Below are 14,420 nucleotides of genomic sequence, written 5' to 3' on the forward strand. Positions count from 1 at the left end.
GTATAGTTCTAACCAGTTTCAAAGTCAAGCTTGTTGTCATTTCAGTTAAATCGTTTTGTTCGTTCTATGTTCCAAAATACGTTCTTTGATTTCCAGAGGATCCTCAATTTGGAAAACAACTTTTCCAAATTGATGATTATTTAATTCAAGGATGACGACATCCTTATGATTCTCATAGGAAATGAAACACCATCTATCTCCGATCAGAAAACGTCCTTCTCTAATATCAGCGATTGAAGTACCTACTCTAATTTGAAACATGGATAACTTAAAGTCATCTATTGAAACATTCATTATATCCGAATACGGAATTTCAACACGTTGTTTCAAAGCCGCAGCACTTGTCAATCCCGAGAGATGAAGAATAAGTGCATCATTCGAAAATTCAATTGTTCTAGCCATATTGATTACCTCCGCTTTATATTTTAGATTTTCTTGTGGAAACACCTATAGTACGACTGAGTATGAAAAATCGTTCACATATTTTATAAATAATTTAGGGATTGTGGCTCATGATTATGTTTGTTAAAAAGAAAAAGAACTCCTTTCGGAGTTCTTCTTGACGGTGAATTGATTGATGGTACTTATGCCTTGATCCTTACTTGGCTTGGTCTATACCTCATCCATTATTGCAGTACAAGTACTACACTAAGTGTTTGCGGCACATCTCCTCGCTTCTATACGGATTCAAAAACAACTTCCCTGGTATTTATCTCGTTGAATGTACAACGGAACCACACCTCTCTTGTTTCACCGTCATAAGTATTATGGCTTATCGGAATCAAATTATTCACGTTCATTTTATAAAAAGAGTTTATGCACCGCTGTTGATTATTCATTAATGTATGTAGTTCTCAAGGTGCTCCATCCTATGTTGCTGCAGTAAGGTCCAATCTCCAGTCGTTGCATCTCATAAAGCTCCCGGGAGGGTACTCGAAGCTGCACTCGGCGTTGAACGTGAAGTCTAGTTTCCGGCAAATGGCATTAGATGCGGGGTTGTCGACCGACGGGAACGCGTGAATGTACCTGTTCTTCTGTTCCGCTCTTGCACTGGCAACAGCCGCCGCAGTTGCCGCGCTTGCTATACCTCTGCCTTGGTAAGTTGGCAGAACCCCCCAACCGATCTCATAAACGGTCTCTTCCTGCCAGACACGTTCCCAGTACCCAATGTTGCCGACCTTTTCTAATTCCGGAAGCAGGACGATGCTGAACATCCGGCCATTCCCCCTTCCTCCAATCTCGACGTAACGTTTGTGGCGCGCCAGAATTTGTTCTTCCGTCTCCGGACCACCCAAGTGCTCCAACATCTCAGGTGCATTCATGCGATACAACAATGCAAGATCCGACTCTGCCCATGGCTCGATCCGCACCTTTGAATCGTTCGTTCGATTTAGCATCATTATCACTCCTAGTAAGGATATCATGTCATAATTAGTTCTCTTTCATTGTACCAGAAATTGAAAACAGCCGTAGTCCTCTAATGGAGGCCCTACGACTATCGGACTAACTATTTACGTATTCATAACATCAGAAGCACGATTCACTGATTTCACAGTTGATGTGTTTAATTTGTTTGCCCAGATGCTGTATCCCATCCCTACGTAAGTTAATCCCCAGAAGAAGGCAAACCATTTATTATCTGCCACTGGAATGACCATGGAGAGAATCATAAGCAAGAATAATCCGGGAACCCAGCGCGGAAACACTTTAGCCCGGAATGTCAATATCACGAATAACAAGGTGCCGCCCATGAAACCAAGCATGCCAAACATTCTAGAGATGTTAACTAAAGTACTCTCTGGCATGACCGCTTCCGCCCCGCCTGCTGCAAATTGGGACCACAGCATCGCAGTCGTTAAAATGTTCCCCACAATGATAAAAAGTGTCGTAATGAATCCGGTGACTCCCGTTTCACGCGATTGTACCATATAGGTGACGATCGTCCCGACTGACATTAAAATACAAGCAATCAAGCCCGTTGTCAGCTCTTGCGTGCTGTCTGTCCCCCAAATAATTGAAGCTGGTGTCATTCCCATTCGTGTAATCCCTGCCAGGATACAGATCATGCCTAACCATTTGATAATTTGCTTCTCATTCATTTTACCTCATCCTCCAAAATCGAATTTGTGCTTCTCTGCTATTTAGATTACACGGTGGGAAATCACAGAATACAGAGCAGAGACTCCCGACTTTTCGGGAACTTTTAGATTTTTTTTGGGAATACACAGGATAGTCAATGGGAAATTATCCTATTACTATTTTCATGAAGCCAGGGATCAAGCTATAATTAGTTGAATAAGGAATCAAATAGGAACGCGATTGGGGAATGTCGATGGAGATTGTCAAAGGAAGTAATCCGGAAGTGCGAAGTGTACGAAAATCAGCTTGGAGAATGTTGATCTTGCAGCTGTTTGTGCTTGTTTTCAGCTTGATAACTGTCGCGATGTATATAGGAAGCATTCCGAAGTATTATACGGCTTTGGTACAAACATGTATTGTCCAAGGGTGCGGCATACTAGTCCCTGCCATGCCTTTGCCCGAACAGGGACTAAGCTTAGAAAGCTATGCTCTAATGTTTGTGCTCATTGACTGCGTCTTTACGTTTGTATTTTACTCCACTTCTGCTATTGTACTGTGGAAAGGTTTTCGAGAACCGATGGGACTGCTTGCAGCTCTAGCTATGGTTTCTTTTGGTACGTCATTCCCCTCACTGGTCATGGTTGCCTCTGATGGTTCTACACTCGTCCACAACTGGTTTATGTTTGTATCCATGTTTGGATGGGTTTCATTGTCTCTATTTTTCTTTCTTTTTCCTGACGGAATGTTCGTGCCGAGATGGACTCGTTCTGTTTTTGGTCTGATTGTGTTCGTTGATGTATTAAATTTCTTCTTTGAAGGAAATGTGTGGAATTCCGTTCATATTCCCCCATTCCTTCAACTATTCTGGTATGGGGGATCAACGCTCATACTCATCTATTCACAAGTTCACCGTTTCCGCAAAGTGTCCTCGCCAGCCCAGCGGCAGCAAACCAAATGGGTGGTGTTTGGGGTTTCGATCGGACTCGTCGGATTCGTTGGGATGAGCGCTTTATTTGACCCCAGTCTCAACGACGGTACAGCTATGACTTACGTTTATTTGAACGCCATTTTAAACCTCTCCTTAACCGCAATTCCCATTACGCTAATGATTGCGATTTTGCGGCAGAGGCTGTGGAACATCGACCCGCTCGTTAATCGGACGCTTGTCTATGCTGCCCTATCCATCTGTGTTGTGCTACTGTACACACTGGCTATTCTTTATTTAAGCCGTTTATTTCAAACCCGGGATAACTATATCGTATCCCTTTTGGCCACAGCTGTAGTTGCAGTAGCGTTCGCTCCATTAAAAGAATGGCTGCAGCGCCAAATTAACCGGCTTATGAAAGGTCGACATGATGACCCGTATGCGGTTCTTTTAGAGCTCGGCAATCAATTCATTCAGCCGCTAGCCCCGGAAGACATGCTTGATGCCGTCGTTAAGACAGTGAAAGATGCTTTACGCCTCCCTTATACCGGTATCTCTATTGGTGTTGGTGGTCAGGACACTTTAGTTGCTTCTGCCGGTGAGCCTCTTAATGACCTTCATGCAATGCCTATTATTCATAGGGGAGAAGAGCTTGGCATGCTCCACATTGCAAGTAGATCGCCTGGAGAAACATTTACCTTAGAAGATAGTAAGTTTCTAGATGTCCTACTACGGCAAGCAGGACCGATCGTTGAAAATGTAAACATGACGCTGGGCATGAAGCTGCTGGCTCAAGACTTGCAGGAGTCGCGGGAGAAACTGGTATTAGCCCGTGAAGAAGAACGCCGGCAAATTCGCAAGAATTTACACGACGATCTGGCGCCGAGACTGGCCGCGCTTGCTCTAAACGCAGCGACGGCTCAGAAATACGTCGTCAAGCAGCCCGATACCGCCATCGAGATGCTGGCGGATTTGCGGCAAGTCATTCGATCCACGGTGGATGAAATCCGCACCTTGGTCCATGACTTGCGCCCGCCTACGCTGGATGAGCTGGGGTTGATTGGGGCGATCCAAGAGCGGATCGCCCTGCTGTCCAAGCCTGCAATGCTGCTTGCGGATGAAGCGGGAGCAGCTCCACTGAACGTGGAGCTGCAAGCGCCACAGCCCTTGCCCTCTCTGCCTGCAGCGGTGGAGGTGGCCGTGTATAGAATCGTTACCGAGTCCCTTGTTAACGTCATTAAACATGCCAAAGCTACCTCCTGTGCCATCCGGTTGGACGTCTCCTCTTCCCACCAGCTGCGGGTGGAAATAACGGATAATGGCACAGCTCTCCCCTCTCGGCCAGGGATTTCGGGCAGTAAAGGCGGCATTGGCCTTGTCTCCATTCGGGAAAGGGCTGCTGAATTGGGTGGACACTGCACAATAGAGAGGCTTGAAAACCGGGGCACAAGAGTTTTGGCTGTGCTGCCGCTGTAAGAGTTGGTGTCGAGAGATTTGAAACTTGAAGGAGATTGATGATTAAACATGAAGATCATAATCGCAGATGACCATCCGATATTTCGCAGTGGAGTCAGAAATTTGCTAAAAACGACAGAAGATTTGGAAGTTGTTGGAGAAGCTTCCACTGGAGATGAAGCTTTGAAGCTGGCGGAACAATACCAGCCAGATTTGATTTTGATGGATATTCGCATGCCAGGACTGAATGGGATCGAGGCCACGCGGTTGATTAAAGAGAAATATCCAAATATCGAGGTGTTAATCCTTACCATGTTCCGGGACGATCAGTCAGTCTTTACTGCTATGCGTGTCGGGGCCAAGGGCTACGTGCTGAAGGACGCGGATGAAGTTGAGCTGATGCAGTCGATCCGCATGGTTGGCAGTGGCGGAGCTGTATTTAGCTCGGATATCGCGGCACGGATGATGCATTACTTTTCGGCGCCGAAGCTGGTGAACACCGTGGAACACCCTGCTTTGGCCGAGCTGTCCAAGCGAGAGATGGAGATATTGGAGCGTATCGCTGAAGGGGACACCAACGCTCAAATCGCCACGCGCTTGCATATTAGTTCTAAGACCGTAGCCAACAATGTGTCTACGATACTGAACAAGCTTCAAGTTGTAGATCGGAACGAAGCTAAGCGGCTTTTGAAGGAATCACGAGAGGGTTGAAATTCAAACCAACTACTCAACCACACCTGAGCGAACCATGATTGCCTTGATGTCCACTTGAACCTTGGCTTTGGGATACATTTCCCTCCACTTCTCATCCGTCAAATTGGCGTGTCGCACCTTTGATTGAAGAATCTCACCAAACCCAACCGGATCCGAATTAACCGCTTGGGTTTTGGTAATGAGATGTTGCGCACGCCGAACTAATTCCTTAGCAATCTCCTTTTCGAGGGCATGAACGACCTTTGGTTCTCCTAAATTCATCTCGTTTGAAATCTCTTGAACTCTGGCTTGCATAGATATATGAACAGAATATGACGGAACAGCGGGGTCAATTAGCTTAATTTTACTGGAACTTGTGATATTCTCTATCACGATATTAATTTTATCAGTCTGAATTCCAGACTTAATTAGTTTGAAAGGTTCAGCGTCCAAGGTTAATTCCAACGCACCGGCTCTGTAACGATCTCGAATAAGTTTAAGCACAAAAGCCTCGTCCACCCTAAGCCCTCCTACCATCTTATCATTATGAAACATTGCCGTATTATGCATTGAAATTTCGTCGCCAGAACGCTCAACAATTGGGAGAACCGGGTCTTTTCCTACTGCATATACATCATGAATAAATTCATGCAGTGTGCATGAGAGGATTTGTTCTCCTTGAATATTTTGACGAATCATTTTATAAAGATAGGTTCCAATATTGCTTATTTCCGGAAATCGATGGGTGATGATATTCTCCGTGCTCCCTTTACTAATGGTCACAAACATGGTATCCGAAATGGAAGGGTCTCTTGATAGTGTATCGGTAAGAGATAAGATCCCATTCCGGGCTAACTTCTCATTATACATGGCAATTCGGAGCTGTCCACTAACGACACGCTTTGATACTTCACGGTTTTGAGCATTTCGAATCCCTTTGCTTGTGTTACCGGTTGTAACGACGACTTGAACCTTTTCTTTCGCTTCCGGATCAATTTGATGGAGCAGTGCTGTTCCCTTGATGCGGTCATTCTCTTGAGGATCATAACCAACAATGACAATGAGTCCTAATTCTTCCAAAATCCTCTTTTGCACACAGCCAGTAGGAAAAAGTAGTACGATAACCGACAGAATTAGCAGGGATTTTCTCATTAGATCCCCTCTCTTTTCTTGTGAAAATGTTGTTTGAATAAAACCGCCGCGTAAAGTACCCAAGGATAACCAAAAACAATGGTCAGGGCAGCTTTCGAAAAGATGTCATTTAAAATATTAATCTGTAATCGTGTTTTAAAAAAGATCGATACAACAACCAATATAAGAGCAAAGGTATAAAGGGCATATTTTTGCTTCCATCCAAATATTCGTTTAATTCCTTTGGACGCTGCCCACATGTACATCATTAAGTTTGGAAGGACGACCAACATCCATATACTGATAGCCACATATTCAAAGCGTTCCAGAAATGGAAACGCAACAATCTTAAAAAGACTAAACGTAGCCCAAACGGTCTTCGATAATTGACCAGGACTAAAGTAAACAATCGTGACCAACATAACAGCTACATAGATGACAGTGGTCGCAAAAAGTCCCAAATGGGCGGACAATGGAGCACGGTGTTTGTTACGAATAAAAGGATACACAAACATCAGAATTTCAAACCCTACGATGGTCAATGACATTTTAACCATGCCTTGAGCTAGCTCAGAAATGCTTGCTTCCATGATCGGTGTAAGATGTGTCCATTCTGCATATCGAATAGGAAAGTACAAAAATATAATCAACCAAATTGTTAAAATTGCAGATATAAAGGCGATCCCAACAACAATCCGAATACCGCCAAGAACGCCATAAGTAATTAACATAGCCAAAAAAGCACTCAGCAGCCATGTTGGCAGGTCCGGGAATATCCAGGTCTGGACCATTTCCACATAATTGCGGGATATCACGATGACCGCAGTTAGCATATACAGCATAATCAAAGCGTTGATTATTCCCCCGACATATCGACCATAAAGGTCCTTGTGAACTTCATACAGGTCCATGTTCGGATTCAGCTTAAGTGTTCGCAGCATGACCCAAACCGTTAGATGAGACCATGCCCCAGCCATACAGACGGATATCCAGGCATCATGCCCCGCCGATTGGAAAATGATACGCTGAAATCCAGACAAACCAGTTCCTACCTGATTGGCAAGAATAACAAAGAATAAGAGAAATGAACTAAACATCAATCTCTTTGGAGGACTGCCAGTCTTCACCTTAACTCCTCCTTGTCCATTATTCATCAATATCTCCGTGGCTAGCCGCAGTTTCTTGTTCCTCAAACCTGTAGGTATCATCACCACGGATATACGTCGAGCGTTCGCGCAAAAAAGTGAAAGGTAATCTCAAAATGCTGTCTTTCAAGTCCACTTTTCGAAACGGATAGAGCGGGTACAAATAAGGTTGTCCCAGACTTGTTAAACGAAGAAGATGAATGATCAAAAAGCAGATTCCAATCATGATACCAATTCCTCCATAAAAGCCTGCGAGTATAATGATTGGATACCGGATGATACGAATCGTAATGCCCATTAGATAAATCGGAGTAATAAACGATGCCAATGTTCCAAGCGCTACGATAATGATGAGAATATTACTTGTAAATCCTGCCTGCACGGCTGCCTGTCCGATGACGATACCACCTACGATTCCGATTGTTTGACCAATCTTGGTCGGAAGTCTTGCGCCTGCTTCACGAAGCAGCTCGATCGTAATTTCCAGAAACAAAGCTTCCATTAAGGGGGGAAATGGTACCCGTGTTCGAGATTCAGCCAGCGGCACGACCATGGCAGAAGGAATGATTTCATAATGATACGTTAATGCAGCTACATAGACGGGTGTGAATAGTAAAGATAAAACCATGGCTCCAACCCGCAAAAGCCGGAAAAAGGTAGCCATATTCCAGCGAACTTGATGGTCTTCCGGGGAAGCGAAGAAATCCATCATCGTCGAAGGACATACAATGGCAAACGGACTTCCGGAAACAAACAGAACAATTTTCCCTTCTGATAGTGAAAAAGCTGTACGATCTATACGTTCGGTCATTACAAACTGCGGGAAGATCGTAAATTTATTATCCTCAATTAACTGTACTAATTGTGCACTGGATACCACACCATCTATCTCAAGACTATTGATCCTATCGCGTACTCGTTTAATGAGCTCATTATCAGTAAGATTTTTGATATAAAACATCGCCAATTGTGTCTTGATATCCACTCCAACTTCCAAGTTCTCCTGACATAAGTTTGGACTCGGCAGATACATTTGGAGCAAGGCAACGTTAGACCTTAATATTTCGTTGAAGGCGATCTGCGGGCCAAATACTTGGCTTTCAATATCAGCTTTTGAAAAGTTCAGATTAGTAGGTTTGTACATATTCAGCATAAGATTAAAACGGGAATCATCGGAGTGAAGATACACCCATCCGAACAATAATTTTTCCACAACAGCCTGAGTATCTTTAACCTCAATAATCCCTGCAACGGGAAATCGGTCTGTTTCACTTATTGAAGGTACATCGACTAAAGTTAATAAAGGTTGAATAATATCCCTTTGAAGCAAATCCTGATCAACTAATGTTTCTATGTAATAGATGGCGGCCGTTTGCTGTCCAAGCATGACATATTTGGCAATTAGATTTGGATTATCATTGAGAGCCTCTTGAAGCAGCTGTTCCAACTCAATAATATCGGCAGGTAAGTAGTTATTCATGTTCTGCACGTTAAACAATCCCTCGTTTCACAATGCCATATCGCATAGTATGTCAAAAAGTCAGGAAAACAATCCCATATAGCTTTAGAAAATGCAAAAAACCATCGCATAATTGCGATGGATCTTAAGGGCGTGACTCGTTCAGGACCAATGCGGCTTCTGGCTGCTAATCCATGGCGACGGTTAACCGAATATGATTTCCTGATGGGTCGACTGCTATATATTCGTTTACAGGATAGCCCAACAGTTCTAGATTCTTTATGGCGCCATCTCTAGTTTTTTCATCGGCAAATACAATTGTGAAATATTTCAGACCAACGCTGTTACGAGATGGTTCTTGTATGTTTTTACCGTTCCAGATATTTAATCCGATATGATGATGGTATCCTCCACTCGAAATAAAGAGCGCTTGATTGCTTATTTGATAAACAACCTTAAACCCAAGTCCATCCATATAAAATTCCGCTGCTCTAGAGAGGTCTGAAACATGTAGATGGATATGCCCCATAATAGAATCTGACGGCAAACCCGTGAACTTCTCTTCATTCGCTTCGGACAAAAGACTGTGTAAATCAACCTGTTCAGTTGCCATAGTGACTTGCTCCCCAATCCATTCCCAGCTTTCAGATGGACGATCTACATAAATTTCCATCCCATTCCCGTCTGGGTCCGCCAAGTACAGCGCCTCGCTCACAAGATGATCAGATAATCCTTGTAACGGGTATTTGATATCAATGAAGTGCTGAATGACTTTTGCCAACTCTTTCCGATCCGGCAGTAGTATTGCGTAATGATAAAGTCCTGAACGACGCGGTTCTTTCGGTAAGACATCTACTGGCTGTTCTAGGGTAACCAGAGCATCCTTTCCGTTTAGCGTCATTGAAATTGAGGATCGTGTGCGATCCAAAATTTGAAACCCTAAGACCCCTTGATAGAACGATAATGACTTTTGAAGCTCTTCTACGATTAAATGCACATGACTAACAAATGTATTTGGACGTTGATGAAACTTCTTCATATGAGAACCTCCCATAAGATTTTATCTTTTGAAACTTGAATAATTACTTGAACTCTTTATTATCAAGCATAATTAATTGGGAGTTTGACGTTTTCGCGGTCTGTTTCGTATGTTGAACGAGATTAAAAATGTCTTTATACGCTTGTTTTGCCCCTATAACCAATAAGGGCACACCTATGAAATCAATTTTTAACCATCGTGAAAGCATTCCACCACACGTCATCGCAAAAGGCACAGTTGGAGACGTATTGGATAAAATGATTTTTGCGTCGAGAACCTCTTCTTCAATCAGCATATCAATGAGATTAAAAACGCCCGGAACGAGGATTTTAGACCTCCCTCTGCCCATTGTGTATACTTTATTGCCATCCTCATCCTTGCCATGAAAGTAAAATTTCCCTCTGTCTTTATAAACTAGCTTATTGAAATTGTGTGTATTCAGTATTTCATCTCTTGAGGGCTCGTGAGAACCGTCCAATTTTTTGAGATGATAAGCTGCTGCTAAAGCTGTTGTATGTGTTCCTCCGAAATCGTTATAAATATAAATCATAGTTCATACCCACCGCCCTGAGAATATTGTATATTACTTGTTTACTCATTATCTCCTATAATGAATAAAACAACCTTATTCTCGTGCATATTACAGTTTGTTGTATCCTTTTAAATAACAGCAAGGGAGCCTTCATGACAATGACAACAAACAGTGGACATCAAGGAGCGCATGGGATCGGCCAAGAGGAAGAACAGTTGAACAATCAGGCACAAGCGGCAGAGCTCATGCAAGGAAAAAATAAGGTAGATCAAGAAATCATTGCAGCTGCAAACGAGCATAGTTCAGAACTAGAGGAAATCATTGAACGTGAGACAACGTAATTAGTAACTAATAGAAAAATTACAGAGAAGCCACGCACTGTTGCGTGGTTTTTTGTTGTTAATCCGTCATCTTGGAATATCCTTTAGGTAGGATCAGCTGCATAATCGGGGTCCGTATCTTTTGTTTCTTTGCCAAAAAACAATAAAACGAGTGCTCCGATGACAATCGCTACGAAGAATACCATAAAAATGGAGGTGATTGCTTTATTACTCGCCACCAACAAACCTACAAGGTACGGACCAATGATACCGCCGATACGTCCGATGGATGCGGCAAGCCCAACACCCGTAGAGCGAACTTCGGTTGGGTACAACTCCGGTGTGTAAGCATACATGGCTCCCCATGCCCCAAGATTAAAAAAAGATAAACTAACGCCCGCTGCTATCAGCAGCCCTTCCGTTTCAGCATTACTGAACCATAATGCGCTTGCTGCTGTTAGCAGCAAATAGGTGACGAGTACAAACTTACGTCCGAATTTCTCAATAAAATAAGCAGCGGTAAAATAACCTGGAAGCTGTGCCAACGTCATAATCAATACATATTGAAAGCTTTTCACGAGGCCAAAACCCTTTAGAACCATGACCGTTGGAAGCCATAGAAACATGCCGTAATAGGAAAATACTACTGTGAACCATAAAATCCAAAGTGTTACGGTCGATCTTCGATATTTAGATGACCATACGGAAGCAATACGTTCGCGGAATGACAATTTCCGACTACGCAGCTCGGTAAATCTAGGTGAATCTTGAACCGATCGTCTGAGGTATAAAGCATATAAAGCCGGCAGCGCACCGATAACAAACGCCGAACGCCAGCCGTATGTAGGAATGATGAAATAAGCAATAAGCGCCGCGACGATCCACCCGCATGCCCAGAAGCTTTCTAGTAGAACGACAGCACGTCCCCTTTCATTAACGGGAAATGACTCAGAAACAAGAGTTGATGCGACAGGAAGTTCCCCGCCAAGACCTACTCCAGTAACGAAACGTAGGATACATAGAATAACAAAGCTAGTGGCAAGAGCAGAGAGTCCGCTGGCAGTCGAGAATATAACAAGCGTCCCAAGCAATACCATACGACGTCCGTATCGATCAGCAAGGGAGCCTGCTAGTAAAGCTCCTACGGCCATTCCGATCGAATTAATAGCTGCCAGCAGGCCAATCTGCTGTGCACCTAATTTCCATTCGACAGCTAGCGCAGCAACAATAAACGAAATTATCCCTACATCCATAGCATCGAATAACCAGCTAATCCCTGTGCTGAAAAGCAACTTTCGTTTTGCCGGTTCACGTAACAAATTTGTTTTATTCACATTCAAAACGCATTCTCCTCATCGCATTAGCTTGCCTTATCCTATTTTGTGTTACATCACAGAAAAACACTCCCTCTGCAAACCAAATATCTAACCTCAAGTCGATCATGCTGCCCATCGGATTAAATGTGACAGATCTAAACATAATATGGGTATCATCGATCGGAGGCTTATAATGAAACATACAACAAAAATACTAATTGCAATAAGCTGTATATTTGTTTTATCCGGGTGCGGTAAAGGGAATGTTGCCCCTCCAAAAATTGGAGTCTCCACGCAGCAAGGCGGTATGGATAGTCGATTGTTGGATCCTAAAATTACAAATCAAGACGTATTGCTTCAACGAGGTGACGCGAACATTGAACTAGAAAAGCGTGGCTATCACGCTCAAGATGCCGCTTCTTCCTCTAATAGCTCTGTCAAAATCCTTGGAGGAACTCAAGGACTCGTTCAAGTATGGCCCAATCCCTCCATACAGCCCAAAGAAGGTAATTATGCAGAAAATGTGATCTCACAAGCCGCTATGTATTATGGAACTCCATACGAATTCAGTTCGGATCGATCGGACCCATCCACATTTGACTGCTCCGACTTCACACATTGGGTTTATTTTTCTTCTCTTGGGATGGATATCCCAAAAGATTCTCGAAGCCAAGCATCCTATGTTCAATCTTTTTCCAATCGGACTTACACATCTATCGATCAAGCCCAGCGTGGAGATTTACTTTTCTTCGTCCCTTTTAAAGGGACAGATCCGAATAATTACACTGGAATTGATAAATCAATCGAAAACATTACACATGTTGGTATCTATTTGGGTAATGGCAAAATCATACATACAGCCTCAGCGGCCACAGGTGGCGTACGTATTGATGAAGTTGCTAATAATCATCTAACCTATCGCTTTGTCTTAGGCGGTTCGATATTAAATACTAAATAATCCTTATTTTAACCTTTAGCTATGTTTTCACTGTGCATATCTCAAACATTCTTGGGAACTTCTCGTAATTAAAGAGACGTGTTCTTTTCTAAAGAACACGCCTCTATGTCATTAATCTCTTATAGGAATTAATATTTCAACATTTTCTTCCTCTACATTTTCTTCAAAGTAATATATTTCGATCGGACATGAATGATCCAAAAACTTTTGTTGATATCCATTTTCTTTCATCCACTCAAATATTCTTGTGTACGCTTCACCTATTGTTTTCGTTGTACAATTTATTTTGGCATAAGTGACGGTAGGGAGCTTAAAACCAATCATCCCTTCGGGTATTAAAGTTAAATCGTCCACTTCAAGGCAAGCAAAATAAGTAGCAAATATACCATTACACATATATGGCGAAAAGAGTACTTCCTGATCCATAGCATTCGTGATCTCATGTCTTCTCTCAGCAAATTGACTTTGTATTTGTAGGGCTGCATCTGGGAAGCCTTTTGGAAAATTGGCTGTAAGACTCTGACCAACTAATTGGTACTCTCTTCTAAGAGTCTCACAGTGAAATTTAATCATCGTTTTGTTTTCCAATGTATTCGTCCCTCCTATTGCTTATTTATTTTGTATTAAACCGATCCCATTTCCTACTGGATCCACTAAATAAGCAAGATAAAAATGATCAAATTCCATTTTACCTTTAACAATTTGCGCTCCCGATTCAACGGATTTCGTAAGTGCCTCATCTATGTTGTCAACTTCGATTTGAATTCTTATTCCGTGTGGATAATCACTGGGTCCCTTAGAAATACCGCCGTTAATGCCAGATTTATCGTCATTTCCTGTTGTTACTGGATGGTATCCCCAGTTAGGCTCTGCAATCTTCCAACCAAAAACTGACGAATAAAAACTTGCAGCACGTTCCGGATCTTGACTATTCATTTCAAATAATACAACACGACCCAAATGATTCAACCTCCCTAATTGGTATTTATACCCATCTCCATAATACCGAATATTTGTTCCCATGTAAATGAAAATATTTCTGGAGCAAACAAAAAAACCGACCCTTGATGACCAAAGATCGGCTTCTTTTTGTATTAATTATACGTAATCTTTAAACCTAATTCTGAGGCTCTGGCAAGCGCCCCTTCAGAAAATTTAGGTTTCTTATATTTTTCTTCAAACTCTTCTTTAGATAGCGGTGCCCAGATGAAATCTTTATTCTGATAGATCCACGTTTTGGTTCCCCAATCAACGTGAACCGTTCGGCTCGCAACCTTTTTTACGACGCCAATCTCGATAATAACACCCGTTTTACCGAATATTTTGGCACAGTATTTGTTAAGCATTTCGCTCACAACAACACCCCAT

16 protein-coding genes are annotated in these 14,420 nt (G+C 42.7%); 4 read left to right on the plus strand and 12 right to left on the minus strand.

Features of this window, described 5'->3' with window-relative positions:
- Positions 1-45 precede the first annotated feature (45 nt).
- The 3 genes from ASG85_RS00065 to ASG85_RS00075 all read right to left on the minus strand — a co-directional run bounded on the left by ASG85_RS00065 (position 46) and on the right by ASG85_RS00075 (position 2,099).
- Positions 46-402, minus strand: a complete 357-nt coding sequence (locus ASG85_RS00065) for a hypothetical protein (RefSeq protein ID WP_057301414.1) — start codon at positions 400-402, stop codon at positions 46-48.
- Positions 403-869: 467 nt separating this feature from the next.
- Positions 870-1,397, minus strand: a complete 528-nt coding sequence (locus ASG85_RS00070) for a GNAT family N-acetyltransferase (protein WP_057301415.1) — start codon at positions 1,395-1,397, stop codon at positions 870-872.
- Between the two features lie 114 nt (positions 1,398-1,511).
- Complete coding sequence (locus tag ASG85_RS00075) at positions 1,512-2,099, minus strand: hypothetical protein (RefSeq protein ID WP_057301416.1); 588 nt, start codon at positions 2,097-2,099, stop codon at positions 1,512-1,514.
- A gap of 233 nt (positions 2,100-2,332) precedes the next feature.
- Between ASG85_RS00075 and ASG85_RS00080 the strand changes: the two genes are divergently transcribed.
- Together ASG85_RS00080 and ASG85_RS00085 are read left to right on the plus strand one after the other, a co-directional pair.
- The gene (locus ASG85_RS00080) at positions 2,333-4,480 is read left to right on the plus strand and encodes a histidine kinase (RefSeq protein WP_057301417.1); all 2,148 of its coding nucleotides are present in this window, start codon (positions 2,333-2,335) and stop codon (positions 4,478-4,480) included.
- Between the two features lie 48 nt (positions 4,481-4,528).
- Positions 4,529-5,170: a response regulator transcription factor gene (locus ASG85_RS00085; RefSeq protein WP_057301418.1), complete on the plus strand. Its 642-nt coding sequence runs from the start codon at positions 4,529-4,531 to the stop codon at positions 5,168-5,170.
- Between the two features lie 12 nt (positions 5,171-5,182).
- Here ASG85_RS00085 and ASG85_RS00090 read toward each other — a convergent pair whose 3' ends face one another.
- The 5 genes from ASG85_RS00090 to ASG85_RS00110 form a co-directional block, all read right to left on the minus strand.
- Positions 5,183-6,304, minus strand: coding sequence for a Ger(x)C family spore germination protein (locus ASG85_RS00090; protein ID WP_057301419.1), 1,122 nt, complete (start codon positions 6,302-6,304; stop codon positions 5,183-5,185).
- Positions 6,304-7,410 (minus strand): GerAB/ArcD/ProY family transporter, encoded by a 1,107-nt coding sequence (locus ASG85_RS00095; RefSeq protein WP_162251185.1) that lies wholly within the window; start codon positions 7,408-7,410, stop codon positions 6,304-6,306. Before ASG85_RS00095 ends, ASG85_RS00090 begins: the two co-directional genes overlap by 1 nt.
- 19 nt (positions 7,411-7,429) lie before the next feature.
- Positions 7,430-8,908, minus strand: a complete 1,479-nt coding sequence (locus ASG85_RS00100) for a spore germination protein (RefSeq protein ID WP_063860129.1) — start codon at positions 8,906-8,908, stop codon at positions 7,430-7,432.
- A 166-nt stretch (positions 8,909-9,074) separates the two neighbouring features.
- Positions 9,075-9,926, minus strand: a complete 852-nt coding sequence (locus ASG85_RS00105; RefSeq protein WP_057301421.1) for a VOC family protein — start codon at positions 9,924-9,926, stop codon at positions 9,075-9,077.
- A 43-nt stretch (positions 9,927-9,969) separates the two neighbouring features.
- Entirely contained in the window at positions 9,970-10,476 is a 507-nt protein-coding gene (locus ASG85_RS00110; RefSeq protein WP_060645082.1) for a DUF3189 family protein, read from the minus strand.
- Positions 10,477-10,616: 140 nt separating this feature from the next.
- Here ASG85_RS00110 and ASG85_RS00115 point away from each other — a divergent pair, with 140 nt between their 5' ends.
- Positions 10,617-10,799 carry a hypothetical protein gene (locus tag ASG85_RS00115; RefSeq protein WP_057301423.1) on the plus strand — a complete coding sequence of 61 codons (183 nt, stop codon included), beginning with the start codon at positions 10,617-10,619 and terminating at the stop codon, positions 10,797-10,799.
- A gap of 83 nt (positions 10,800-10,882) precedes the next feature.
- Here ASG85_RS00115 and ASG85_RS00120 read toward each other — a convergent pair whose 3' ends face one another.
- Positions 10,883-12,112 (minus strand): MFS transporter, encoded by a 1,230-nt coding sequence (locus tag ASG85_RS00120; protein WP_057301677.1) that lies wholly within the window; start codon positions 12,110-12,112, stop codon positions 10,883-10,885.
- A gap of 175 nt (positions 12,113-12,287) precedes the next feature.
- Between ASG85_RS00120 and ASG85_RS00125 the strand changes: the two genes are divergently transcribed.
- Positions 12,288-13,052, plus strand: a complete 765-nt coding sequence (locus ASG85_RS00125; protein ID WP_082562011.1) for a C40 family peptidase — start codon at positions 12,288-12,290, stop codon at positions 13,050-13,052.
- Positions 13,053-13,163: 111 nt separating this feature from the next.
- Here the strand turns inward: ASG85_RS00125 and ASG85_RS00130 are convergent, their stop codons facing one another.
- From ASG85_RS00130 to ASG85_RS00140, 3 genes are all read right to left on the minus strand, one after another.
- Positions 13,164-13,640, minus strand: coding sequence for a GyrI-like domain-containing protein (locus ASG85_RS00130; protein WP_057301424.1), 477 nt, complete (start codon positions 13,638-13,640; stop codon positions 13,164-13,166).
- Between the two features lie 21 nt (positions 13,641-13,661).
- The gene (locus ASG85_RS00135) at positions 13,662-14,012 is read right to left on the minus strand and encodes a VOC family protein (RefSeq protein ID WP_057301425.1); all 351 of its coding nucleotides are present in this window, start codon (positions 14,010-14,012) and stop codon (positions 13,662-13,664) included.
- A 134-nt stretch (positions 14,013-14,146) separates the two neighbouring features.
- Positions 14,147-14,407 (minus strand): hypothetical protein, encoded by a 261-nt coding sequence (locus tag ASG85_RS00140; protein WP_057301426.1) that lies wholly within the window; start codon positions 14,405-14,407, stop codon positions 14,147-14,149.
- Positions 14,408-14,420: the final 13 nt, after the last annotated feature.

Source organism: Paenibacillus sp. Soil724D2, assembly GCF_001427935.1.
In the GTDB taxonomy this organism is placed as follows: domain Bacteria; phylum Bacillota; class Bacilli; order Paenibacillales; family NBRC-103111; genus Paenibacillus_E.